Origin of the sequence: Halorussus limi, assembly GCF_023238205.1 — an archaeon.
Lineage (GTDB): Archaea > Halobacteriota > Halobacteria > Halobacteriales > Haladaptataceae > Halorussus > Halorussus limi.
The window spans coordinates 1,993,883-2,015,674 of sequence record NZ_CP096659.1 but is presented as its reverse complement, the minus strand read 5'-3'; the positions used below and the strand labels follow the sequence as shown (position 1 = coordinate 2,015,674).

Below are 21,792 nucleotides of genomic sequence, written 5' to 3'. Positions count from 1 at the left end.
CGGATTAGAGGAGGTTGCGCGCCATCTCCGCGACCGCCTCGGCGTCGTCGCCGAGCAGGTAGACGATGGGTTCGACGCCGTAGCCGCCGGTGTGGTAGAGGACCGTGGCGTCGGGCGTCGCGTCGAGGGCCGCCGCGACCACCGCGCCGATGTCGTCGTACTCGGCCTCGAACTCGGCGGTGACGTGGCCCGCGTCTTCGAGCGCCGCCACGATGTCCGGGTCGTACCGGACGTTCAGCGCGGCGTTGGCGTCGCTCCCGTTCCGGCGCGCGGCCAGCAGGAGCGAGGCGACGTGTTCGCTCACGCCGAACTCGGGTTCGGAGGGGATGGTCGCCTGCCCCTTCACGTCGAAGATGCGGCCGGGGACGCCGGCCACGTCGTCGATGCCGTCGGCGTCGGGCGTACACTCACAGAGGTTCGACCCCACCGCGGGGATGAGCGACGCGAATCCGCTCGAACTCTCGACGATGGTCAGGCCCCGGCGGAGCGACGACCGGACGCGCTCGGTCGTCCGGAGGTCGCCCTCGGGGTCGTGAACGTCGAAGTCGCCGCCGTGGCCCGCGAGTTCCGGCATCTCGGCCTCGTGAATCTCGGCGATGAGGTCGCGGTTCTCGAGTCGCCGAATCAGAATCTCGATTTCGACCAGCGCCTCGACCCTGCTCGTCGTCCCCTCGGCCAGTCCCTCGCCGAGTCGGCCGACGAGGTTCACGACGCGCTCGTCGGCGAGGATGCGCTCGTTGCGCTCGACCTCCCCGTTGGCGTACTTCGACACCGCGCTCTGACTGATGCCCAGCAGGTCCGCCACCTCGCTCTGGGTCAGTCCCCGGTCGCGCAGGTCCTCGGCCAGCATCGACCGGACCGTCGGGAGGAACTCCTCGACCACTATCTCCTCGGCGAACCGCATCAGTTCTCACCCGACTCCCGTCGGTCGGCGGGGTCGGCCGCGCCCGACTTCTGGTCGCCGCCGAACTCGTGGTCGCTCTGGATGCGCGAGGCCTGCGGGCCGGACTGGCCCTGATACTTCGACCCGCGGTCCTCGCCGTACGGGCGGTCCGCCGGCGTCTTGAGTTCTGTGAACGTCAACTGGGACACGCGCATGCCGGGTTCGAGCGCGACCGGCGCGGTGCCCAGATTCGAGAGTTCGAGGGTTATCTGGCCCTCGTAGCCGGGGTCGCAGAGGCCGGCGGTGGCGTGGACGACGACGGCGAGGCGACCGAGCGACGACCGACCCTCGACGTGGGCGATGAGGTCTGCCGGAATCTCGACCCGTTCTTTGGTCGTCCCCAGCACGAAGTCGCCGGGGTGGAGGATGAAGTCGTCGCCCTCCTCGACGACGGTCTCGGTGACGTACTCCGAGACCTCCTGCTCGCTCGTCGGGTGGATGCAGGGGATGTTGGTGCGCTGGAACTCCAAGAACTCGCGACCGAGGCGGAGGTCCACGCTCGCCGGCTGAATCTGGAGTTCGGGGTCGTCGAGCGGTTCGACCACGAGGTCGCCTGCCGCCATCCGGTCGAGGATGTCGGCGTCCGAGAGTATCATACTCGTAGCAGAGGGTGGCGGGAGGTAAAGCGTGGCGGTCCGATTTCGGCGGCGGTGGCGAAACACTCAGTGTGTGATGGAATCGCGTCCTGAATACAGAGAATGTGTTTGTCACAGTCGGTGAGTGGGAGGTTAGCAATACGGAGCGTGTAGCAATTGGGGGAGGATTATTGGCGAGACGTCTGGTTACCGCCAGTCTGTTCGTCGTCAGTTAAGCGCCTGTTTGATCTGCGCCTGTAGCAGGTTAAGTTCCGGGCTCAAGACTTTGGCCTGCGGGGTGAATTGATACGCGTTGTCTTTTTGGAGCGACTGCTTCGAGAAGATCATCGCGAAAATCCCGCCTTGGCCAGCGCCGCCCTGCGTCTGTCCTTGGGAGGCGAACCGATACCTGACGACGTAGCCGTTGTAGGACCCGGGCTGTGGGATGGCCTAGATTCCTTGGTCCTGCACGCCGTCGAGTATGTCCTGCGTCAGTGGGCCGGGGAGCTGTCCCTCGACGGTGAACGTGGTCCCCGGGTAGTAGTTGTACGAGAAGACCAAGGCCTGAATGCCGCCCTGTGTCGATGTCGTCGTCGTCTCTTGCGCCGCGGCGGAGTCGATCGCGCTACCGCCGAGGGCCAGCGCCCCCGACGCGAGTGCGCCTTTCTTCAGGAAGGACCGCCGGGCTTCGTCTGTACGTTGCTCGTCTGTTTCTGTCTCTTCGTCGCTCATAGTTCGTCTCTCCGCCCGGTCGTCTCCGGGCCGGTAATCGCTCACTCCAGTTTTCAATAAACGACGAGGATTGTTCCGACGATTTCAATGGAAGTCACAAATTGACCCACTGCGCTCAAAATAACCGAGGGATGGTCATTGTTCCACGAATGTTACCTAACAAGACGCTGTTAACCGACTACTCTCCGTCGACCGTTCTCTCAGCGGTCGGGTCCACTCCTCGGCGTGGGCGAGCGTACGTCTGGTCATGGAAAACGTCGAATGAACAGCAGTACAGGACGATTGATTTGCACTACTAACTCGTCAGTCTGTTCGTAACCAATGGACAGATACACGTCCTGTATCCAGCACATCCGCCAAAACCCATCGTGTAGTGAGGGTTACGACGGAGCCACGACGAGGGAGAAAAAGCCCATTTCCGCGTATCACTACTTCTATACGCGTCCCACCCGGACTCGGTCGTATGAAACAGACCATCGTCGCCCGCGCCGACCTCGGCATGGGCCAAGGAAAGCTGGCCGCGCAGGTCGCCCACGCCTCGCTGTCGGCTTACGAGGACACCGGAACGAAGGCCCGAAAGGAGTGGAAGGGCGGAGGTCAGAAGAAGGTCGTCGTGAAGGGCAACGGCGAGAACGAACTCTTCGAACTCGCCGAGAAGGCCCGCGCCGAGGGGATTCCCCACGCCATCGTCCGCGACGCGGGCCACACTCAACTCGACCCGGGCACGGTCACGGCGCTGGCGGTCGGTCCGGCCGACGACGACATCGTGGACAAGGTGACGGGCCACCTCTCGCTGTACTGAATTTTCGTCGAAGCACGCCGATTAGTCCACCGAGTGGCGGGGACTTTCCGAGACCAAGTAGTCCTTCCGGCGAGGACAGTCCGGTTCGAGAATCTAATCCGTACCCGTCGCAGGAAGTCAGATACAAGCGCCCCGACCACCAAGCACGGTCGAATGCGCGAGGCGTACCCAGTCGAGCGGGCGGTCGGCATCGAATCCTTCGTCAGCGACGCGGACGGCGTCGGCGGTCGGCTCAGGGCCTCTCCCGAGGACTTCCGGGTCCGCGAAATCGAGCGGTTCGACGCCGAACCCGCCGACGCCGACCCCGGGTCGTACCCCCACCTCGTCGTCCGGGCGACCCTCCGGGAGTGGGACACCAACGACTTCGCAAAGCGACTCGCCGACGCGCTGGGAATCAGCCGCGAGCGCGTCTCGTGGGCCGGAACCAAGGACAAGTACGCCGTCACGACCCAGCTTTTCACCCTCCGGAAGGTCGACGAGTCGGACCTCGCGGACGTGTCCGTCTACGACGCCGATATCGAAGTGTTGGGCCGCGCGGGGCGCGGACTCCAGTTCGGTGACCTCGCGGGCAACGAGTTCGAGATTGCGGTCAGTGACCCCGAGCGTCCCGAGAACGCCGGGGAGATTCGCGAGGAGCTAGCGGAGTGGGCCGACGAGTCTCCGGGCGCGGTCGGCGTCCCCAACTTCTTCGGCCAGCAGCGGTTCGGGAGTCGCCGCCCCGTCACCCACGAGGTGGGTCTCCGCGTCGTCCGCGGCGAGTGGGAGGAGGCGGTCCGGGCCTACGTCGCCGACCCATACGAGACCGAACCCGAGGACAGCCAGCGCGCCCGGCGCGAGGCCGCCGCCGCCTTCGAGGAGCGCGACTGGCAGGCCGCGCTCGACGCTATCCCCGCGCGACTCGGCTTCGAGCGCGCGATGGCGAACCGGTTGGTCGAGTCGGGCGGCGACCGGCCCGAGGACTTCCGGGCGGCGCTCGAAGCCGTGCCCTCGAACCTCCAACGCCTGTTCGTCAACGCGGCCCAGTCGTACGCCTTCAACAGAATCCTGAGCGAGCGACTCTCTCGCGGGCTTCCGTTCCACCGCCCGGTGGCGGGCGACGTGGCCTGCTTCGCCGAGACGGTCGACGGCGTCGAACTCCCCGACCCCGACCGCGAGCAGCGCGTGACCGAGCGCCGGGTCGAGACGGTCGCACGCCACTGCGAGCGCGGCCGAGCGTTCGTGACCGCGCCGCTCGTGGGGACTGAGACCGAACTTGCGGAGGGCGAACCCGGAGAAATCGAGCGCGAGGTGCTGGAGGAGTTGGCCCTCGAATCGGACGACTTCGACCTGCCGGGCGAGTTCCACTCGACGGGCACCCGGCGTGCAGTTCTGGTCCGGACCGACCTCGGAATCGAGCGCGACCCCCTGACCTTCGAGTTCACGCTCCCGAAGGGGTCGTACGCCACGGTCGTCCTCCGGGAGTTCCTGAAGACCGACCCCGCCGAGGAGTGAGTCCGCGCCGGGGCCTCAAACGATATCCCCGAAGCCGTCGTATCCGGTCGGAGATGAGTTACGCCAACAGAAGCGAGAACCTCCAGCGCGAAATCGACGACGCCATCGCTCGCGGCTGGAAGATAGAGTCGGAGACGCCCGAGCGAGTCGTCCTCGTCAAACGCAACGTCGGGAACCTCGCCGTCCATCTGATTCTGGCCGTCCTCACGGGATGGTGGTCGTTCGGTCTCGTCAACCTCGTCTACGGCGGGTACAAGTACCTGAACGACGCCCAGCGCCGGGTCGTGCGCGAGGGCACCGCCTGTCCGGAGTGCGGGGCGTCGGTGTCGCCCGACGCGAGTTACTGCCAGAACTGCGGGACCGAACTCCCCGGCCCGCCGGTCGAGGCCGAGGCCGAGACCGGGACGGAGTCCGAGACCACGCGGGCGAGCTAACTCCTGTCGGTCGATGTGGGGAAAGCAAGGGAGTTAAATCCGCATCCGAGTTAGGTCCGGACATGGAGTGTCGGCAGTGCGCGTCTCGCCTCGAACGACCGGGCGACTACTGTCTGGTCTGTCGGACGCCCAACGCCGACGCCGTGGTGCTGGAACTCGACCGGGACCGCGCGACGCTGACGATGCTCGACGACGAGGAAGTGGTCGGCGAGACCCACGTCACGACCACGCCCGAGGACGGCGGCGAGGCGGGCGTCGTGGAACTCCGGAACTTCGCGGGCCGGGTCGCCGACGAGGTGCGGCGCAAGCGCCCCGACGAGGTGTACGCCGCGGGCGACCGCGACGTGCTTCGGGCGACCCGGAGCCAACTCCACCACTCGTTCTACCGCATCGGCGACGGCGGGGAGGGCGACGGCGCGGTCGAAACCGTCCTCGCGCGCCGGAACGACCGGGCGTTAGAGGTCGTGGAGGCGACTCCGGCCGAGAAACTGGGCGGGAGTCACTCCACGCTCATCGGCGACCGGGCGGGCCGGACCGCCATCCAGACCGTCGCGGGCCACCCCCACGTCAAGAAGATAATCCCCGGTCCCATCGACGCCGGCGGGTCCGGCAGTCGGACCGGAGTCCGGGCGAAGGCGACCCGGGCCGACGAGAACGGCAACGTCCGCATGCTCCTGCGCGACGGGTCGAGCGTGCAGGAGAACCGGGTCGTCACGACCGCGATGGACCGCGAGCGCGGCGAACAGGTCCGGGCGGACCTCAACGACGCGCTGGCCGAGGCGGGTCTTCAGTCGGGATAAACACTCCGAGGAGTCGAGTCTCCGGAGAACTTAGTCGAGAAGAACGGAGTCGCCGAGGAGCGGGCGCAGAGACGGGGAGACGACGCTGAGACGGGAAACCGACGGTAAGCCGGACGTGTTCCGCGGCACCATTTTCGAGTCCGAGTACGGCCCCTGTAGCTTTGGGGCCGGCGCGCGTAGGACTCCCGACGAAAACGGCCCGAATCGAAGGCCCCAACCTTCTTGTGGGTGGTAATTATATCTAATTACGCAATGGTCAGCCACTACGACGCGGTCCTCGCGGCTATCCCGTTGCTCTCGGGGGGAGGGTTTCTGGTCGGTCAGTTCACGGGGCTTCCGGGCGCGATTGCCGGGATGCTCGTCTCGCTCGCGGTCATCGGCCACGAACTGTTCAACCCGCCCGCCGACATCGGGGAGTGACCGCCACGTTCGAAAGTGGAGCGAACCGTCCCGTTCGGGGGTGAACCGACTGTTCGCTCGGGGTGGACCGACCGGCGGCGAGGCGCCAGCGACCACGACGGTCGCCCGACCGTCGTCTCGACTCAAAGGCTTTATCAGCGCGCCGGGACAAATCCGCAGTACTATGGCCGAAAACACGAAGAGCCGAACCGGTAGCGCCGGTCGCTTCGGTGCGCGATACGGCCGCGTCTCCCGCAAGCGCGTCGCCGACATCGAGAGCGACATGAACGCCGACCACACCTGTCCCGAGTGCGATGCCGACGACGTGGACCGTCAGGGCACCGGCATCTGGCAGTGCAGCAGTTGCGGCTACAAGTACGCGGGCGGCACCTACCGCCCCGAGACGCCCGCGGGCCGGACGGTCAAACGCTCCATCCGTGCCGCGCTCGGCGAAGACGAAGAATGAGCTACAAGTGTTCGCGGTGTAAGCGCGACGTGGAACTCGACGAGTACGGCGGCGTCCGCTGTCCGTACTGCGGACACCGCGTCCTCCTGAAGGAGCGGAGCCGCGACGTGAAGGAAGTCGAAGTCCAGTAACTCGCCTCTCTTCATGGGCGACTCTTCTGACGCGACCGTTCGACCGCACGACGCGACGCTTCGGTTCGAGTACGACTCATCCGCGCGCGCTCGCGCCGTCGCCTGCGCCGTCGCCCAAGAGGTCGGCGAAATCGACGGCGACCGCTCGGCCGCGACGGTCGACCGCGACGACGCCGCGGTGGTGGTCCGGGTCGTCGCCGACGACCTCGTGGCGCTCCGCGCGGGGTGTAACACGTGGGGGTCGCTGGTCGAGGTCGCGGAGCGAACCTCGGGACTCGCGTGACCGCTCGGTGTTCCGAACGGCCGAATCGCGAGCCACGTTCCGGGAGAACGCCCCGCCCGCTCCGGAACTGAGATGTTTCCGAACGCCCGACCGCGACGAAAAACCGAAAGCGGGGGTTTTTCTGTCCGGGTCGCATTTCCGTAGGTATGCAGGGTAACCTACCACCAGAAGCACAGGAGAAACTCGAAGAGCTGCAGGACCTACAGGAGACCGCACAGCAGGTCGCCATGCAGAAGAATCAGGCCGAGACCCAGCTCAACGAGGCCCAGACCGCCCTCGACGAACTCGACGACATCGACGAGGACACCACGATGTACCGCGAGGTCGGCGAACTGTTCGTCAAGACCGGCTACGACGAGGCCCAGGACGACCTCGAGGAGAAGGTCGACAGCCTCGAAATCCGCGTCGAGACCCTCGAAAAGCAGGAGGAGCGCGTGCAGGACCAGTTCGAGAGCCTCCAGTCCGAGCTTCAGAACATGCTCGGCGGCGGTGGCGGCCCCGGCGGCCCGCAAGGACCGGGCATGGGCGGCGGCGCTGGCGGCGCATAGATGCCGACCGACGACGAAGTCGTCCAGACGGCCGCAGAGGCGGCCGAGGGACTGATATTCTCTCGGCTGAAGAACTCCACGGTCAGGGACTTCGACGTGACCGTCGAGTTCGAGGACGGCGTTCTCGACGTGGACGTCTACCTCAACGCGCCCGAGGCCGACGACGAGGACGAAATCGCCGAAGACGCCGCGCTCGCGGCCCGTTCGGCGGTGGACGAGTTGTTCGACGAAGCCGAGGACTGACTTCGGACGCGCCGCTTTCGCGGTCATTTCTCGATGGCTACTACTTCGCGAGCGGCGTCGCCGCGCCCTCGACACCGCGACCCGTTCAAATACCACAAGACCTATTTATAACGCCCGAAATGCGGTGAACACCGCGGGTAGGGGTACCTTGCGGTGTTCTTTCGACGCCGATTCGGGAGTCGCGTCGCTCGGTTCGGCGACTCCGAGAGTCGCGATACGTTACTCGTGCGAGAATTCGCCCTCTCCTCGCGCGACAGTCCGTCGTCCTCGACGCCATAGTCCGGCACCTGTCGCCGCCCTCATTACTCCGCCACTGCCACTGCCGCGCCACCGTCGCGACGGAGCGCCACCGATGTTCAACGAAATCGAGTAATTAATACGTGGTGCGACGGAGATGGTAGCAGTGAGCGTGTTAGCTGCGTTTACCGTGACGAGCGACGATTTCCTGCTGGCGTGGACGCTCGAACGCGTACCCGAGATGCGGATCGAGATCGAACGAGTCGCGGTCGAGGACGAGAGCGTGACGCCCTACTTCTGGGCCTCGGGCGAAGACTTCGAGGGCTTCGAGGCCGCGCTGGACGACGACCCGACCATCGAAGGGAGCGTCACGCTGGAGGACCACGGCGACCAGCGCCTCTATCAGGTCACGTGGAAGCGCAACGCGAGGGGCATCGTCTACGCCGTCTCGGAGGTCGACGCGACGATTCTTCAGGCGACCAGCGACGGCACCGACTGGTCGGTCGAACTGCTCTTTCCCGACGACGGGGCGGTGTCGGCGTTTCAGGACTACGCCGCGACCCACGACCTCTCCTTCGAACTCCGGTGGCTCCACGACTCGGCCCACCCCGAAGCGTTCGGCCAGTACGAAGTGACCGACGAACAGCGCGAGGCGCTCGTGACCGCCTACCGACAGGGCTACTTCTCGGTGCCCGGCGAGGTGTCGCTCGGGGAACTCGCCGACGAACTCGATATCTCGAAGAACGCCGCCTCGGCCCGCCTCCACCGAGGGTACGCCAACCTCGTGGAGAACACGTTAATTCACGACGAGTGACGGGCGCGTCGCGAACGGGTACACTTACCGCTGGCGACCACGTACTCGATACCGAAACGAATGGGAATAATCACAGAGTTCGTGGTCTCCGCCGACGATTTCCTGCTGGCGCGGACGCTCGAGGCCGTACCGGGCGCCCACGCCGAAATCGAACGGGTCGCGGTCGAGGACGAGAGCGTGACGCCGTTCCTCTGGGTCAGCGGCGTCGACTTCGAGGCGTTCGAGGCCGCGCTGGACGACGACCCCTCCGTCGAGGACCCCTCCGTCATCGAGACCCACGACGACCAGCGCCTCTACTACGTCCGGTGGGAGTGCAACACCGGTGGCATCGTCTACGCCGTCTCGGACGCCGGCGCGACGGTGCTGAGAGCGACCAGTGACGGCACGGACTGGACCGTCGAGATACTGTTCCCGGACGCCGAGAACCTCTCGGCGTTTCAGGACTACGCCGCGGCCCACGGCCTGTCGTTCGACCTCAAGCGACTCGACAAGTCGGCCCACCCCGAGGCGCTCGGCAAGTACGGCGTCACGGACGAACAGTACGAGGCGCTCGTGACCGCCTACCGACAGGGGTACTTCTCGGTGCCGAGAGAGACCGACCTCGAAGGACTCGCCGACGAACTCGGCATCTCGAAGAACGCCGCCTCGGCCCGCCTCCACCGGGGATACGAGAACCTCGTTGGGAACACGCTGATTCACGACGAGTGACGGGCGCGTCGAATCGACCCACGAACGGCGGTGACTTCCCGACGGGTCGCCCGTCGATGTCGCCATCGGTCGTCGACGTCGCCGCCGGCCGATGTCGGGTTACGAATGCCCCCGAAAACGTTCAGGGGATTTCCTACTTTTCGCGTGTTCACTCCTCAGATTCGCCGGATCAGCACAGCCAAACCCATCAGTAAGGCGAACTTTATACCTCCTGTGCTGAACGGGCGCTGAAAATAGCAGAAATGCTGAGAGTTGTCACTCGCGGCGGGCACACCCAGAACGAGAATTAAACGAGCGTGACCAACTCCCTCTCTAACCAGCCTAAGAACCGCTGTAACGTGATCCGGGGCTTCTTCCGCGTGTCAATCACCCCAATGCGGTCCTGCGTGAGAAAATCCACCAGCAACCACATATTATATACAATACACCCAAATCCAAAATGAAACCACCGGACCTCGAACTCCTTCGACGTCGTCCACGCGGCCGCATCCTTAATCGACGAGTACGAGTTCTCGATTGCTCCCCGATCATTGTACTTCTCCATTTGCTCTGCCGCCCACCGCCGGTCCGCCGGAATCTCGTCGTCCACGTCCAAATTCGTCAAGAACGGCTGTGGCGACCCATCTTCGTGGGTGTCATCGTCCTCATCCGGTGGGAGGACCACGAGATTCGTGTACACTTTGGCGTTCGAGACGTCGTGCTTGACCGATCCATGCATCGGAAAGTCCGTCTTGACATGGAGCGGCGTGTCGTAGTCTACGTCATCGTACCCGCGCTTTAACTGATTGAACCGGGCACAAATCGGTCCGATTCGGTCTTTGTCTTTCCTTGCTGGAATGACATAGTTGAGGTCGTTGGATTCGAGCGTGTACACGACGTCCGCGGCGTGGAACTCGCGGTCGGCGTACACCATGCGGATGCTGACATATTGGTTCGCAATCGAGAGTAGTCGGCGAGCCACATCACCAACATAGTATGATCGGTCTTTGCCCGAATACGCGTGCGTGTCGGCGTATTCCGTACTCCCCAGCGGACACACGCCAATGATGAAATGCGTGTTCTCCCCGACGATAACGGCTGTGGCAAATTTATGACACCATGAGTAGCTTTTGTCATCAGGTGCGCCCTGCATCCATTCCATTTCATCTCTATCCCCATAGTAAGCAACATATGTGATATCAAGCGCAATTTTGGCCCGCGCCCCAAACCGCGACCCATTGTCGTTCTCAAGCTCTTGGAGGCGAGGCTTAGCGCGAGTATACGACTTCCGTAGGCCAAAGTTCATCACCTCCGCAATCTTGTCGACCGACATCTGTTTAATCGCCTCCACTAACGTCTCACCTGACGGACCATCTTCGTAGAACGGATCATCCAAATCCGGATCGGGATTCTTCTTGTCCCCCATTATCTCACCGCCCCCGTTTGCCCCTAGCTGTGCAATCGCCGCAATCGCCTCAAGCACCAGCAACTCGTCCTTGTCATACACCGGGTCGTCTGGCCGCGGTACCTCCATCGACGGGATAACAGCGGTCTTTAACTCGTTGAGGACTTCCTTACCCTTCTTCCGTAACAGGCGTTGGACCGTCCGGTTCGACGGTTCCGAGTCGTCGTCACCCGACTTGATAGTGCCAAGATCGTACCCGATGGGTGCGCCGCGCTCGGCTCCCAGATTCCGGATACGCTCAGCACTGATCTTGGCCGTTGATTGCAGGTCTTCGAACCGGTTGTTGAGCCGCACTGGTCTGCAGGTACTCTCCGAAGGTAGACTGTCCGGGTCAAACCCGAAGGCTACCGCCAGTTCGGGATTGTCTTCCAAGCGACCCGGGATACCTGTCAGTGATTCATCTTCGACGAGCGCCCACAAGTATGCTAGAAACATCGGGCGGAACGGCGTTCCATCATGCCACTCCGGGTGGGTATCCCGGTGCTGGTACCGACTGACGTCCAATTGCTCAGCGAGTTCCGTCCAGCCCGTCTCGTCATCGATGATGTCATCGGCTTGGTCTGCTAACGGCGTTGAAACCGAGTCTAATCGCTCCTCGTCCCTCACGACCCCATCACCCCCGGAGCGTCCCTCCGAACCTGTGGGGGGTTCATGGGTCGACAGGAACCGGAGATTTGCTGGGCCAGAGGAACGTAGCCCAGCGTCATCTCAGCGTAGTCTCGCCCCCGGCCGGTCTACAGACCGTCTAACGTCGATATTGACGGTGCTATCTTCTCTGACACCGTATACGATGATTCGGTGTCTCCACGAGTCGTGATCTGCGTCTTGTGCGACTGGAGGTTTTCTCACGTCGTTTCCACTCCCCCAATACGGGGTTCGGGTGGTGTCGATTGCGACAGTTACCGGATGGTGTGGTGGTTCGATAACCGGTTGGGTAGAGATATCACTCATGGTGGCTCAAACACCTCTATCTCGTGGGAGTAGCGTCTCTCCCCCAGTTGTTGGTGGTTATGTACCCTCATAAACATTTTAGATTTTTGGATATAATTATACAACCCAAATAATTGGAATCAACACCCACCAACTTAAAACTCGATGGTAGATTCTGTAGTGGTCTGGCGCACGTCCCCGCCGATCCCCCGAACCCTGCTTGCCGAGACAAGTGTTGAGCGACCATACCAGTATGATGGCGAAATACTGACAAAGGGCTCGGGGTGGACTTTCCAGAAGCTCCAGAGACCCTCTGGAAACCCCGGAAATTCCACACCTGCACTTTTCACGACAAGCGTCGCAGGGCCCGCAAACCATGATCACGGATGCCCGCGTGCTCGACCCGACGTTTGTGCCCGCCGAAACCCAGCACCGCGACGCCGAACTCAACACCCTATCAGCCGCACTCAACCCGATTACGCGAGGCGAACCCGCTGAAACCGCACTCTTGTTCGGGCCGTCGGGTGTGGGCAAGACGTGCATCGCCAAATTTGCAGTCGACCAACTCAATGACACCGTGGCCAACTTCAACCACGCCTACATCAATTGCTGGCAGAATTACTCTCGGTTTCAAACGCTCTATCGGGTGCTGGAGGGGATTGGCCAGTCACTCGATATTCACCGTGAGTCCACGCCGACCGACAAATTGCTCGACCGGCTGCGCGATTACGACGGCCCACCTTACGTCATCATCCTCGATGAGGTCGACCAGCATGAGGACACCAGCGTCCTCTACGACCTGTATCGTGTGCGCGAGGTGTCGATGGTGTTGATCGCCAATCGGGAAGTGGAGTTGTTCACCCAGCTCGATGACCGGGTGGCAAGTCGTCTTACTGCCGCGATGCGCATCCACTTCGATCGCTACGGGGTTGCGGAACTCGTCTCAATCCTCGAAGACCGAGTCCGGTGGGGCCTGCGTGAAGACGCTATCACGACCGACCAACTCGAACGGATTGCTGATGCAGCAGCAGGTGACGCTCGTGTCGCAATCAGCACCCTACGGACGGCCGCCCGCAACGCGGTCGAGCAAGGCCGGAACCAGATTACGGACGCACTCATCGAGGAAGCAGAGCCAAAAGCAATGGCTGAAATTCAGCAGAAAACTGTCCAGAAACTCACTGAGCACCAACGTCTTGTCTATGACATTATCAACGACTACGGTGAGATCGAACCGGGCGAACTCTACGCCGAGTACCGGGATCAGGCTGATAATCCCCGAACAGAGCGGACGATTCGGAACTACCTCCGGAAACTCTGCCATTACAATCTCGTGCAGGCCGAGGGTGAGGGACGGAGACGGGTATACAGAATAATTTCCTAATGCGGTCGATTCGCTGCTCGTCGCACCGTATATTTATACTATACTTGGGTTAATACGATGACAGATGCTTCGCAAAGCACGCGAATTCCTTAACCAGAACCCGCTGACGCCCAGTATCGCAGTCGCAGTAACGGTTCTGCTAGTCGTTCAAATCTACGTTGCTGCGGCCTCAACGTCTCTATTCGAGTTCCTCTTTGTGGCGCAAGCACAACTCACCCCGGGGCTCCTCTTAGCTCCGTATTCGCACGGGAGCGTCGCCCATCTCATCACCAACGTTGGGTTGTTGTTCCTGTTTGGTTGGTTGTGCGAGGCCGAAATGACCTCCCGTGAGTTCCTCGGCTTCGTGGTGGCAGTCGCGTACGCGTCAACGGTTGCGCAGGTGGTCATTGATGCTGTGCTGTCAGGGTCAGCAGGCACTCTTGGACTAAGTGGAGTAGCGTACGCCCTTCCACCTCTTTACGCTGTTATTCGACTGCCGGAAATCCGCGATAAGGGCACTAACGCTTCGTTCATAGAGATGTGGGGTAGTGCCGTCGTACTCTCGGTACTTATTCCGTTCATCATGGCAGGCATTGTCCCTCTGAATCTCAGTAGTTACATGGGGGCGGAACCGGCGAAGGTCACGCATTCATTCGGGTTTCTTGCTGGGCTGCTTTACGGGACAGTCAAAATCACGTCTCGACCGAGTCGACGTAGCGAATCGCGCCGATCTGCTGACGCGGATTAGTAACCGTCAGTTCCTCTGCGGTCGGTCATCTTGCCACTCTTGCTTTTAGTACCAGTACTGGGGTAGGAACACGAAACAATTATGTTGGTTTCGTGATTTGCCCCGCGTACCTCCAAATTATGGCTGTTCACCCGGTACACCAACGATTCAGTCACCCAACCAATAGCACAGGTCAAACTTGTTCAAATTCTTATCTGCAGAGCCAGAACAGTATGATAATTGACTGCTATTTGCAGGTTGAAGCATGACCCTCCAACAGATTACCGCCGACGATATCGCCAATTGGGACTCGCTACAGGACATCGCAACCACGTTCGAGAAACGAAATCTCAAACCCCGACCGGGCCTCGGTGATGAGAACACGCTCGTTCTCCAACTCTCCGACGATGAGTTCATCGAGGTCGTCAAGGCTGGTCCCGGCGAATCAGTCCAAGACTTCAAACCTGATAGCCGGAATCGGCACACGAATCTCGTTGCCACCCAAGATTTTGAGGAATTCACGTTCATTACACGGGTTCGGAGTGTCGATGGACAGCAACACGGACGAATCACTCACCAAAAACTCTCGTTCACCAAAAACCAGTTCCAACGAGATAGCGGGCAGAAGAACACCATCCTTCAGAAACTCAATTCAATCGAATACGGGTCCTCAGCGGCGATTTACAACGAACTCTACAGTACCCGGCAGGTCGTTGAGGACTTCTACGAGGACTTCGAAGATTTACGAACCGACCTTGTGCAAGAGGTAGTCGGCGTTCCTGATGACCGAGGCGACGCGAAACAGCGGTATGTACAGGTCATTCTCGACCGCCTTATTTTCCTGTATTTCATTCAAGAGAAACGGCTACTCGACCGGAAAAAAGACTACCTTCGCCGCCACCACGACCGAGTGATTCGTGAAGAGGGTGGAGACGTCTATGAGGACTTCTACGAACCGCTCTTCTTCGAAGCACTTGCAAAGGACAAACAGGTAGAGGATTTGAAAAGCCTCCCATACCTAAACGGCGGTCTCTTCAGCCAGAACCCAGTTGAGGAGGAGTTCCCGGACGCAAAACTAGGAGACTCATCGGAACGGACAAACGAACTTTTCGAGGAGATTCTGGACTTCCTCTCCGAGTGGAATTGGAACGTCGATGAACGTCTCGACGTGGTCGACCCGAAGAATCTCTCCCCGGCCATCCTCGGGCACATCTTCGAGCAGACAGTCAATCAAAAAGAGATGGGCGCATACTACACGCCCGAAGAGATCACCGGATTCATGGCCCGGCGGAGTATCCACCCCTACCTCCTCGACCAATTGAACGAGGCCATTGACACAGAATACGACGAAATCGACGATGTCTTCGGCTTCTCTCAAGCCGACGGTGGAAGTGGTGCAGAGGCGATTGCTGATGGAGGGATGGTAACGCCCCAGACACCGACTGACACTGTCGAAACAAAACACGTCGAGACACTTTACCACGACGTTCTCAAGGAAGCCCGCATTATTGACCCTGCCGTTGGTAGTGGGGCCTTCCTTCTCGCCGCACAGGATGTCCTGCTGGACATCTATATGCAGTGCATCGAGTTCTTCCAGCAACTCGATAAAGAAGGGCGAGGCTGGGAACTCGACAGCCGAACGCGAGACGAACTGGAGACGATAAACTCACGGAACGGAAGTGCATCACTCTACGCAAAACGGTTGATCATCCTCAACAACCTCTATGGGGTCGACATCGATCAAGGCGCGGTCGAAATCTGCAAACTTCGTCTCTGGTTGTCGATGGTCGCCGACATTGAGGATGAACCCAGAGAAGTAGAGCCACTCCCGAACATTGACTTCAATATCCGGCAGGGGAACTCGCTGGTGGGCTTTACACAGGCCCTCAATCCGAAAGAGTCCGGTGATACCGACCTCACCGATTGGAATGTCTACGAACGGTATCAGGACATCATCGAGGCGGTAGAGAACCACCAAGAGGCAACCGATGCTGCTGAAGCAACGAAATGGCGGAAAATCGCAGAAGAACGCATCGAAGAACATCGTCCGCAGTTTGATGAAGCCCTAGCTGAAGAGTTCGAAGATGCCGGGATTGACATTGAGACCTCAGAAGTCGTAGAGGATTATACACCACTCCATTGGCCTCTCGAATTCGCTCAAGTCTGGCGTGATGATGGGTTCGATATTGTCATTGGAAATCCTCCATGGGAGGTCCTCACGTCGGATCGTGAAGAATACTTCACGAACCACGACCCAGAGTTCAGAAAACGGTCTGATTCAGAAAAAGACGCGAAACAGGAGGAATTGTTGGAGGACGAGGAGATCGCTAAGGGCTGGGAACAGCATCAGGAGAGTCGACAAACACTCTCCCAATTCGTCACGGATAGTGTCTTCTTCCAGATGCAAAGTCCAGATATTGGGGGACAAGGTAAACATGATCTTTCAGCCCTTTTCTTGGAGCGCATCTTTGAGCTAGGCCATGACGATACCTACATCTCTCAGATTCTCCCTAACAAGATATTCGTAGGTACGAATGCACGTGACCTCCGTGATCACTTACTCTCTGAAACGGACATCCGGGACATAATCACATTCGAGAACAACGGAATCTTCGACATCCATGGCCAGCAGAAATTCGGCATCCTCACGTTCAAGAACTCTGGTGACACTGGAGACCTTCGTGGGAAGTTCCTTCAGGATGATACCGAGGTTCTACGGAATATCGATGAAACTGCGTTTAATATCCCTCAAGACACACTCAAGCAGTACTCGCCACGCGTGCGGATTTTCCCGCAAGTCCAGTCGGAGTACGAACTGGGCTTAATCGAGAAGATTACGCAGCACCAGAGCATGAGCCAAGAAGACGAAGAAGCGTGGTACATCGACATCTACAAGGAGGAACTCAATCGTTCGAGAGACTCCGACCGCTTCGTCGAGTCTGAGGAAGAAGGTGACTACCCCGTCTACGGAGGTGGGAATTTCTGGCAGTTTGAGCACAATAACTCTCTTCGAGAGGACCTGAGTAGCCCCTCGCTCTGGAGTGTTGATGAAGACAAAAACCCAGATAAGAGTGCGAAACGGCGGATTCGAGAGAAGGACAAAAAGCGACTCAAATCAGAGATTTACTACAGCTTCGACGGGTCTGGATCGCAGGTGCAGTTCGTTGACGAGCTCTTAGAGGAACATGGTCGAGGCCCACTCTCGCACGACGATGTTCTCCTTGACTGCTCACGCTACCGACTCGCATTCCGTGAAATCGCAAACACGACCAACGAACGTAGTTTCATCGCGTCAGTCCTCCCACCGGGAATCGTCTGCCATCACAAGGCCCCTGTCATCCGGCCTCACGAAATCGACCCTCAAGAAGACGACTTGGACGAAGAACCACTTCACAGCGTCTACAAACGGATTTTCACGGACAAGGAACTGTTCGTCGCGGTCGGACTCCTGAACAGTACTCCATTCGACTATCTCATCAGAACCAAACTCGATACGAGTATGTCGATGCACGTAATCGAGGAAGCACAACTCCCTCGACTCACCGACGGTGATGATTGGTTCGAGTACATCGCCTCCCGAGCGGCCCGACTGAATTGCTACGGCGAGGAATTCGCAGAGATGCGTGACCGACTCGGCGGAATCGAACCAGTCACCGATGACGATAAACGCCGTGAACTGCAGGCTGAAATCGACGCGGCGGCCTTCCACGCCTACGGTCTCGACCGAGAAGAAACCGAGTTCGTCCTCAACGACTTCTATCGTGTAACTGGTCCACGCATCATGACGGATGAGTACTTCGACCTCATCCTCGAAAAGTACGACCAGCTCAAACAGGAAGGCCCCCACCCGTAAGCACCGTACGCGCACGCTCAACGGGTGTCGACACCGGCTCAACTATCTCCCGATTACACCCCAGCAGACGAGTCGTGCCTGCACCTCACTCTCACCGACCAAGGTGTCCTGAAACTCTGTGGACGCTTCGATGTTCTCTTCGATGAATCCATCAAGTTCTTCGAGGAACTCTGCAGGTGGCCAGTCAGCGAACGAGTCGTACTGGTCGTTGTGCCGGAACGTCTCCCGGAGAATCCGGTCTTCATCGGTGTTTTCCAACTTGACGTTCTTCAACTCGTCACGCAGTACCTCGGCCCACTCACCAAGCGTGTCGTACTCGTCGACCGGAGCTGTCTCGTCACCATAGTTCGGTTTGATATGGTAGTCAATGCAGTCCAAGATCGTCTCCTGTTCCTTCGAGAAGTCTTCACCTTGCTGAAAGGCAGTCTTGACCTGTCCTTCTCGGATTCTTTCAAGGCGGTCGTCAAGGACGTCTTGGATGTCCTCCCGATTCGCTAGCACGTTCTCGGTGTTCCCGGTGATCGGTTCACCGTCGACGTCCGGCGTAATCCCAAGGGTCCGAACGGGCCGCTCCTTGACGTCATCAGTGAACGGTTTATAGTAGAACGCCCGGCGAACACGTCCTAAGGGGGCATCCTCACTGTCATCATCGAACCAGAGGTGAGCGAGACCGAACACGCCGGGGCGTGGCCCTGTTTCATGTCCAGTGGCGTTCGTGTAGAGCAGTTCCCGCTCCTCTGGTGGTGTCTCGAAGAAGTCCTCTGCAAACTCGAAGTCATCGGTACTCAGGCCGTACTCCTCGTTCAATTCTTGTTTGAGCAGATACCGTTCGAACGCGGCGTCCTCGTCACTTCCAGCGTTCCGCAAGAGCGGATTCTTACTGGTGTCGTCCAGCTCGTTGTAGTCGTCCACTTCACGGGATTTACGGAGTGATTCCTCGATTTCGTCCACTTCGAGCTCGCCAATCGTCTTGTCCGTCTCGACACCGGCTTTTTCGAGAATCTGGTCCTCGTTCGGGTCGAGGATGTTGTTCTCCTTCCCGACAATGAGGGCGATGTCGTTGATTTTCGCCTGCAATCGTTCAAGGAGCTTGATCGCGGCCTCGATGTCACCGTCCGGATAGAAGTTGTGGACGTACTTGTCGGCCGTACTTCCGATGCGGTCGATGCGACCCACGCGCTGGACGATTCGCATTGGGTTCCATGGGAGGTCGTAGTTCACGACCACGTGGATGTCCTGTAGGTTCACCCCCTCGCTCAGGGTGTCCGTGGCGACGACGTACTGAAGTTCGGTCTCATCGGATTCGGCGAGCGTCTCCTGATAATCGGACGCCTCTGGAGCGAACCGCTTGATGATGTCCTGCTTGTTATCATCTCCGCCCTTGACGACTGCACTGTTGGCCTCGGTCAAGGGCGACTTCGGGTTATCCCGTAATGCTCGGTGTACGTAATCTGCGGTAGCGCGGTACTGGGTGAAGATGAGGACCTTCTTATCGTACTCGTTGAGCACGTCAGCCAACCGGTCGATCTTGGGATCGCGGAACTCGCGGAGCGTGAATACGGATTCGTAGAAGTCACGCGTTGCCGAATCAGCGTCACTTAGATCGCGTCCCAGATACAGGATGGGATGCTCTTCTTCCTCTGGGACGTCCGGGAGGACACCGGCATCGTGGTCGTTGAGCCATTGCCGGACCTCGACCGAGTGGTCGTTAACGTCGCCAGCATTCCGGGCAACGTCGCTGATGAACTGGGTGAGGAAGTACGCGAGTAGCGTGAGGTCCTCTCGAATATAGGTGATGACATCACCAACGGTCGCATCGGCAATCTCATCACTGCCGTCCTCATCGTCAGCCCGCACGACCGTTGTATCGAACCCGAACTCTTCGAGCGTTTCTTCCAACTCGTCGACCGCATCTTCTCCCTCGACGAAATCCTCTAGCGATGTGGCACTCTCGGCATTCTGTGCCGACCGGAGTACACCGATTTCCTCGTCTTCAGGCATCTCTTCAAGCAGACCGAGGAGATTCCGCTCACTCTCGTGAAGCGTTTCGAGTGATTGGACGAAGGCGTAGGTCGAGGACTCCAATCGTTTCAGCAGATTGAGTTTGTACAGGGCCTTGAGTGTCCCACCCGCTTCTGGATTCTTGATGGTGATGTGGGGCAGGTGGAGGGCATCCATCACGTCAGGAAGCATTCGATAGATGGGTTGGTACGCCGGAGGCAACGAGTACTGTTCCTTGCTGAGTTCCGGCGGTTTGAAACTCATATCGAAGTCCTCGCTGTCCTGTATCTTCTCCTTGACGTGCTTCCGCGTCCGAAGTACCATCACCTCGTTCAGGATATCCGAGATTTCTCGGGAGTGGCGTTGGAGTTGTTCGGTAATCCGTTTCTCTTCGGCGTCGCTCACTTCCTCGTTGCCTGCCGCAATGTCTTTTCGTGTTTGCGCGAGTTCGATGTACTGGTCGAACGCGTTAAAGTTGAGACTCGCCTTATTCTGGAGTTCCTCGGCGCTGGTGAACAGGCTGATCAGGTTCTTCAAGTCGGTTGCACTGTTGTTGATCGGCGTCGCGGTCAGCATGATCATCGTCTTGCCACGCAACTGTCGGAGGTTGGCGTGGCGACGCGTCCCCTTGTAGTCATCCTCATCTTCGGGGGTTGGCCGCCACTTGCCATGATTCCGGAACCGGTGGGCCTCATCGATGAGCAGGACATCGAACTCGTCGCGGAGGTCCTGCACCTCTTCATAGGCGAGGTTTTGGAACTTGCTGATGCTCATCACATCGAGGTGGATCCCGTCGACCTCGAGCCCAAAATACAGATTCCCGTCTTCGTCGGTGTCCTCTTCGAGGAGTTTCTCCCATTGGTCGGTGAGGTTTGCGGGGACGATGAGCAGGCAACGGTCGCCGCGCTGGCGGTAGTCGTGGAGGAGTTCACCCCCGATGAAGGACTTGCCGAGGCCGACGGAGTCTGAGATGATACAGCCGTTATACTGTGAGAGTTTCTCTTTGGCGCTCTCGTACCCGAGTTTCTGGAAGTAGTAAAGCGGGCTATCACGAACACTGACGTTGCCACCCAGTTCGTCGTAGGCGAGGAGTTTGTAGAGCTCAAATGGTTCGAGGTACGTACCCAACTCTTCGTCGGGAGTGTCGTCCCCGGTCTCGCCGTCCTGTTTATCCTTCCACTCTTGATACCGGCCGCTGTTCTCGATGATTTGGACGATCTCGTCGCTGAATTCCTCAGCATTTGCCCAATGGTTGTCGTACCACTCTTCGAATGCCTCCGCTTTGTGCGGGTCGCGGGTCGTCAAATTCAGCTCGATATTGTTCCGGTGACCGCTTTCGGAGAAGTTCGACGAGCCAGCGACCGTCACGGAGGGGCGCTCGTCGGTTCCGTCCTCATCGATGTCGTCGATTGATCCGGCGCGGAAGCACGCTCCCTTGGCGTGGAAGTATCCGTTTTCAGGGTCGCGCACGCGGACTTCGACCTTGTTCTCCGCAATGAAGTCGCGGAGACGGTCGAGGCGCTCGATTTGGGCGTTGTTCAGGTCCTCAATATCATTTTTGAGGTTTTCGCGGAACTGGTTACGGAGGTTCTGGCCTTCGCCGATTTCGTCTGCCGTCTGTCGGTTTGTTTGTCGCCCCATCAGAATCCGGAGTGGAGCCCGGCCGAGGTCGTCAGGGTCGGCGAGGTTCGTGAGGTCCTCGCGGTAGAGGTTGAATCCCGAGAGGTAGAAGTAGCCCGTGGCGATCCGGGCCTCCGATACTTCGGGGAGGACATCCTTGTACACGTCTTCGAGGCTTTTCTCCGTGTTATCGACGAGCGGGGGTAGAGATAACATCTAATTATTGGGTCTTGTTGTTTCGGCAACTTATT

General features: G+C 59.6%; 20 protein-coding genes. 15 read left to right on the top strand and 5 right to left on the bottom strand.

Going from position 1 to position 21,792, the window contains the following annotated elements:
* Nucleotides 1–4: 4 nt before the first annotated feature.
* From M0R89_RS10395 to M0R89_RS10385, 3 genes are all read right to left on the bottom strand, one after another.
* Complete coding sequence (locus M0R89_RS10395) at nt 5–904, bottom strand: thiamine-phosphate synthase family protein (RefSeq protein ID WP_248649016.1); 900 nt, start codon at nt 902–904, stop codon at nt 5–7.
* A complete protein-coding gene (gene dcd, locus M0R89_RS10390) occupies nt 904–1,539 on the bottom strand; it encodes a dCTP deaminase (RefSeq protein WP_248649015.1) in 636 nt (211 codons plus the stop codon). Before dcd ends, M0R89_RS10395 begins: the two co-directional genes overlap by 1 nt.
* 429 nt (nt 1,540–1,968) lie before the next feature.
* Nucleotides 1,969–2,250 carry a hypothetical protein gene (locus tag M0R89_RS10385; RefSeq protein WP_248649014.1) on the bottom strand — a complete coding sequence of 94 codons (282 nt, stop codon included), beginning with the start codon at nt 2,248–2,250 and terminating at the stop codon, nt 1,969–1,971.
* A 463-nt stretch (nt 2,251–2,713) separates the two neighbouring features.
* On the opposite strand from M0R89_RS10385, the gene pth2 reads away from it, so the two are divergent.
* From pth2 to M0R89_RS10325, 12 genes are all read left to right on the top strand, one after another.
* On the top strand, nt 2,714–3,052 hold the full coding sequence (pth2, locus tag M0R89_RS10380) for a peptidyl-tRNA hydrolase Pth2 (protein ID WP_248649013.1): 339 nt from the start codon (nt 2,714–2,716) through the stop codon (nt 3,050–3,052).
* 153 nt (nt 3,053–3,205) lie between these two features.
* On the top strand, nt 3,206–4,543 hold the full coding sequence (gene truD / locus M0R89_RS10375) for a tRNA pseudouridine(13) synthase TruD (RefSeq protein WP_248649012.1): 1,338 nt from the start codon (nt 3,206–3,208) through the stop codon (nt 4,541–4,543).
* A gap of 53 nt (nt 4,544–4,596) precedes the next feature.
* Entirely contained in the window at nt 4,597–4,977 is a 381-nt protein-coding gene (locus tag M0R89_RS10370; protein ID WP_248649011.1) for a zinc ribbon domain-containing protein, read from the top strand.
* Between the two features lie 62 nt (nt 4,978–5,039).
* Nucleotides 5,040–5,777 carry a DUF2103 domain-containing protein gene (locus M0R89_RS10365; protein ID WP_248649010.1) on the top strand — a complete coding sequence of 246 codons (738 nt, stop codon included), beginning with the start codon at nt 5,040–5,042 and terminating at the stop codon, nt 5,775–5,777.
* 252 nt (nt 5,778–6,029) lie between these two features.
* Nucleotides 6,030–6,197 carry a DUF8015 family protein gene (locus tag M0R89_RS10360; protein WP_248649009.1) on the top strand — a complete coding sequence of 56 codons (168 nt, stop codon included), beginning with the start codon at nt 6,030–6,032 and terminating at the stop codon, nt 6,195–6,197.
* Between the two features lie 163 nt (nt 6,198–6,360).
* Nucleotides 6,361–6,642, top strand: coding sequence for a 50S ribosomal protein L37ae (locus M0R89_RS10355; protein WP_248649008.1), 282 nt, complete (start codon nt 6,361–6,363; stop codon nt 6,640–6,642).
* On the top strand, nt 6,639–6,773 hold the full coding sequence (locus tag M0R89_RS10350; RefSeq protein WP_248649007.1) for a DNA-directed RNA polymerase subunit P: 135 nt from the start codon (nt 6,639–6,641) through the stop codon (nt 6,771–6,773). Before M0R89_RS10355 ends, M0R89_RS10350 begins: the two co-directional genes overlap by 4 nt.
* Before the next feature lie 13 nt (nt 6,774–6,786).
* The gene (locus M0R89_RS10345) at nt 6,787–7,056 is read left to right on the top strand and encodes a KEOPS complex subunit Pcc1 (protein WP_248649006.1); all 270 of its coding nucleotides are present in this window, start codon (nt 6,787–6,789) and stop codon (nt 7,054–7,056) included.
* Between the two features lie 146 nt (nt 7,057–7,202).
* Nucleotides 7,203–7,604, top strand: a complete 402-nt coding sequence (locus M0R89_RS10340) for a prefoldin subunit beta (RefSeq protein ID WP_248649005.1) — start codon at nt 7,203–7,205, stop codon at nt 7,602–7,604.
* The gene (locus tag M0R89_RS10335) at nt 7,605–7,847 is read left to right on the top strand and encodes a DUF3194 domain-containing protein (RefSeq protein ID WP_248649004.1); all 243 of its coding nucleotides are present in this window, start codon (nt 7,605–7,607) and stop codon (nt 7,845–7,847) included.
* 403 nt (nt 7,848–8,250) lie between these two features.
* Nucleotides 8,251–8,898, top strand: a complete 648-nt coding sequence (locus M0R89_RS10330; protein WP_248649003.1) for a helix-turn-helix domain-containing protein — start codon at nt 8,251–8,253, stop codon at nt 8,896–8,898.
* A gap of 60 nt (nt 8,899–8,958) precedes the next feature.
* Entirely contained in the window at nt 8,959–9,606 is a 648-nt protein-coding gene (locus M0R89_RS10325) for a helix-turn-helix domain-containing protein (RefSeq protein WP_248649002.1), read from the top strand.
* Between the two features lie 286 nt (nt 9,607–9,892).
* Here M0R89_RS10325 and M0R89_RS10320 read toward each other — a convergent pair whose 3' ends face one another.
* Nucleotides 9,893–11,656 (bottom strand): transposase, encoded by a 1,764-nt coding sequence (locus tag M0R89_RS10320; protein WP_248649001.1) that lies wholly within the window; start codon nt 11,654–11,656, stop codon nt 9,893–9,895.
* A 700-nt stretch (nt 11,657–12,356) separates the two neighbouring features.
* Between M0R89_RS10320 and M0R89_RS10315 the strand changes: the two genes are divergently transcribed.
* The 3 genes from M0R89_RS10315 to M0R89_RS10305 all read left to right on the top strand — a co-directional run bounded on the left by M0R89_RS10315 (nt 12,357) and on the right by M0R89_RS10305 (nt 17,920).
* Nucleotides 12,357–13,361 carry a Cdc6/Cdc18 family protein gene (locus tag M0R89_RS10315; RefSeq protein ID WP_248649000.1) on the top strand — a complete coding sequence of 335 codons (1,005 nt, stop codon included), beginning with the start codon at nt 12,357–12,359 and terminating at the stop codon, nt 13,359–13,361.
* Between the two features lie 64 nt (nt 13,362–13,425).
* Nucleotides 13,426–14,088 carry a rhomboid family intramembrane serine protease gene (locus tag M0R89_RS10310; protein WP_248648999.1) on the top strand — a complete coding sequence of 221 codons (663 nt, stop codon included), beginning with the start codon at nt 13,426–13,428 and terminating at the stop codon, nt 14,086–14,088.
* A 244-nt stretch (nt 14,089–14,332) separates the two neighbouring features.
* Nucleotides 14,333–17,920, top strand: a complete 3,588-nt coding sequence (locus tag M0R89_RS10305) for an Eco57I restriction-modification methylase domain-containing protein (RefSeq protein ID WP_248648998.1) — start codon at nt 14,333–14,335, stop codon at nt 17,918–17,920.
* A 42-nt stretch (nt 17,921–17,962) separates the two neighbouring features.
* Here the strand turns inward: M0R89_RS10305 and M0R89_RS10300 are convergent, their stop codons facing one another.
* The gene (locus tag M0R89_RS10300; protein WP_248648997.1) at nt 17,963–21,757 is read right to left on the bottom strand and encodes a helicase-related protein; all 3,795 of its coding nucleotides are present in this window, start codon (nt 21,755–21,757) and stop codon (nt 17,963–17,965) included.
* Between the last annotated feature and the right edge of the window lie 35 nt (nt 21,758–21,792).

Bases quoted from the DNA above. Each gene is read 5' to 3' on its own strand.
- M0R89_RS10300 (WP_248648997.1), bottom strand. From the start codon at position 21,757: ATGTTATCTCTACCCCCGCTCGTCGATAACACGGAGAAAAGCCTCGAA.
- dcd (WP_248649015.1), bottom strand. From the start codon at position 1,539: ATGATACTCTCGGACGCCGACATCCTCGACCGGATGGCGGCAGGCGAC.
- pth2 (WP_248649013.1), top strand. From the start codon at position 2,714: ATGAAACAGACCATCGTCGCCCGCGCCGACCTCGGCATGGGCCAAGGA.
- M0R89_RS10325 (WP_248649002.1), top strand. From the start codon at position 8,959: ATGGGAATAATCACAGAGTTCGTGGTCTCCGCCGACGATTTCCTGCTG.
- M0R89_RS10315 (WP_248649000.1), top strand. From the start codon at position 12,357: ATGATCACGGATGCCCGCGTGCTCGACCCGACGTTTGTGCCCGCCGAA.
- M0R89_RS10350 (WP_248649007.1), top strand. From the start codon at position 6,639: ATGAGCTACAAGTGTTCGCGGTGTAAGCGCGACGTGGAACTCGACGAG.
- M0R89_RS10365 (WP_248649010.1), top strand. From the start codon at position 5,040: ATGGAGTGTCGGCAGTGCGCGTCTCGCCTCGAACGACCGGGCGACTAC.
- M0R89_RS10355 (WP_248649008.1), top strand. From the start codon at position 6,361: ATGGCCGAAAACACGAAGAGCCGAACCGGTAGCGCCGGTCGCTTCGGT.
- M0R89_RS10310 (WP_248648999.1), top strand. From the start codon at position 13,426: ATGCTTCGCAAAGCACGCGAATTCCTTAACCAGAACCCGCTGACGCCC.
- M0R89_RS10360 (WP_248649009.1), top strand. From the start codon at position 6,030: ATGGTCAGCCACTACGACGCGGTCCTCGCGGCTATCCCGTTGCTCTCG.
- M0R89_RS10340 (WP_248649005.1), top strand. From the start codon at position 7,203: ATGCAGGGTAACCTACCACCAGAAGCACAGGAGAAACTCGAAGAGCTG.
- M0R89_RS10345 (WP_248649006.1), top strand. From the start codon at position 6,787: ATGGGCGACTCTTCTGACGCGACCGTTCGACCGCACGACGCGACGCTT.
- M0R89_RS10335 (WP_248649004.1), top strand. From the start codon at position 7,605: ATGCCGACCGACGACGAAGTCGTCCAGACGGCCGCAGAGGCGGCCGAG.
- M0R89_RS10370 (WP_248649011.1), top strand. From the start codon at position 4,597: ATGAGTTACGCCAACAGAAGCGAGAACCTCCAGCGCGAAATCGACGAC.
- truD (WP_248649012.1), top strand. From the start codon at position 3,206: ATGCGCGAGGCGTACCCAGTCGAGCGGGCGGTCGGCATCGAATCCTTC.
- M0R89_RS10395 (WP_248649016.1), bottom strand. From the start codon at position 904: ATGCGGTTCGCCGAGGAGATAGTGGTCGAGGAGTTCCTCCCGACGGTC.
- M0R89_RS10385 (WP_248649014.1), bottom strand. From the start codon at position 2,250: ATGAGCGACGAAGAGACAGAAACAGACGAGCAACGTACAGACGAAGCC.
- M0R89_RS10305 (WP_248648998.1), top strand. From the start codon at position 14,333: ATGACCCTCCAACAGATTACCGCCGACGATATCGCCAATTGGGACTCG.